This is a genomic window from Rodentibacter trehalosifermentans, assembly GCF_002000545.1.
GTDB lineage: Bacteria > Pseudomonadota > Gammaproteobacteria > Enterobacterales > Pasteurellaceae > Rodentibacter > Rodentibacter trehalosifermentans.
Window position 1 is genome coordinate 1 of sequence record NZ_MLHL01000096.1, and the last position, 1,134, is coordinate 1,134.

The window sequence follows — 1,134 nt, forward strand, 5'->3', positions numbered from 1 at the left end:
ACAAAAGACAAACTGGATGCTTTTGTGAAAGCGGTGAAAGAAGAAACCACCTTACTTGAAATTGTGCGTTCAGGATTGATCAGTTTGTCGAGAGGAGAGAAAAACATTCTCTAATAAGAAGAATACTGAGATAACCTTGAATCTGCATCTTAAGTTAAGATGCAGATTTTTTTATGGTTAATGAGCGGGTTATTCCGGTTTGGCTTCCTCGATCGGTGCTTTATCTAACACATCCCATAGGCTGCCACGAGGTTCGTTTGAGCTGTTAGATTGCGAAGTCGGGGCAGGGGCGGAAACAGGTGCGTTGCTACAAAAACTTTGTCCTTTATTTGCCCAAACCGGAATGGTACGGTTGCTACCACAATCCCAACTTCCGTATTGATTAATGCCAACCCATTTTATCGCAGTCGGTTTTTGGAGCTTTAATTTTTCAATGTAAACACGGTTGAGATAGTCTTTATAAATTTGCAATGCACCGGAAGCGCCGGTCAGTTTGGTTTCCCCATTGTCATCACGTCCTAGCCAAATGGTGCTGACATGTCGCCCGTCAATCCCCACAAACCAAGTATCCCGTGCATCATTTGTTGTGCCGGTTTTGCCCGCTAAATGAAGGTTGGCATAGTCATTTTGAAGGCTTCGAGCCGTGCCTCGTTCCACCGTTTGTTGCATAGCGAATAAGGTTTGGAACGCCGCTTCTTGCGGCACCACCTGCTCGGCTTCTTTTTTATGCTGATAAATGAGGTTACCTTGGCGATCGGCAATGCTCTCTACGGTGGTTAAATCAATCCTTCCCCCTTGGTTGGCGATGGTTTGATAAAGTTTTGTCACATCGTAAGGGGAAATGGCGTAAGAGCCGAGTAGCATTGCTGGCACTTTTGGGATGGCTACATTGTCCCAGCCCATGGCTTTTTGCGTATCGATCACTTGAGTTAATCCCACTTTCATGCCGATATTGACCGTTGGGATATTTAAAGAGCGGGCAAGGGCATCCATCAGCATCACTGAACCGCTATATTTGCGATCATAATTTCGTGGCTGCCAAGGCGGGCTACCTTTGATGTTAATTGTAATAGGTTGATTATTAATCGGTGTATTGAGGCGGAACTGTTCCGGATAGGAAAGTGCGGTCAAATA

At 45.3% G+C, this 1,134-nt stretch carries 1 protein-coding gene and 1 pseudogene; one reads left to right on the forward strand and one right to left on the reverse strand.

Annotation, left to right across the window (positions count from 1 at the left end):
* Nucleotides 1-114: pseudogene (gene ilvH, locus BKK52_RS12750) on the forward strand (acetolactate synthase small subunit); the annotation flags it as partial.
* 75 nt (nt 115-189) lie between these two features.
* Here ilvH and BKK52_RS12755 read toward each other — a convergent pair.
* Nucleotides 190-1,134, reverse strand: a 945-nt coding sequence (locus BKK52_RS12755; protein ID WP_279626520.1) for a penicillin-binding transpeptidase domain-containing protein, incomplete at its 5' end; no start/stop codon positions are given.